This is a genomic window from Alienimonas sp. DA493, assembly GCF_043951915.1.
GTDB lineage: Bacteria > Planctomycetota > Planctomycetia > Planctomycetales > Planctomycetaceae > Alienimonas.
In genome coordinates, this window is the sequence record NZ_JBINJD010000376.1 from 1 (window position 1) to 416 (window position 416).

At 72.1% G+C, this 416-nt stretch carries 1 protein-coding gene; it reads right to left on the reverse strand.

The window, feature by feature from the left end; all coding sequences use genetic code 11:
• Positions 1–53 precede the first annotated feature (53 nt).
• Positions 54–416, reverse strand: a 363-nt coding sequence (locus ACG2DA_RS23090) for a twin-arginine translocase TatA/TatE family subunit (RefSeq protein WP_395259070.1), incomplete at its 5' end; no start/stop codon positions are given.

Consider the following 416-nt stretch of genomic DNA (forward strand, 5'->3'; position numbering starts at 1 on the left):
GGGGCCTCGGCGTTACGGCGGACGTCAGGAGAGGGGCGGGGGACCGGACCGCGTCACACGTGCTCCGGCTGCTTTTCGGTCGCCGCCTCGGCGGGCGGGGGGCTGAAGGCGGGGGCGGACCACTCTTCGCGGTCCTCATCGGCCGTCGCGGCGACGGCGGCCGGCTCGGGCTTCTTCTTGGGCGGCGGCTCGGAGGCTTTGTTGAACTCCTCCTGCAGGCCGCTGAGGCCCTTCTTGAACTGGCCGACGCCCTGACCCAGGCTGCGGGCCACCTCCGGCAGACGCTTGCCGAACAGCAACAGGGCGATGGTGCCGAAGATCAGCACCTCCGGGGCGCCGATCCCCCCGCCGAAAAATGGCATCGATTCTCTCCCGGTGCGGGTGTGAAAGGGGCGTCGGGCGGCGGAGCCGCCCGC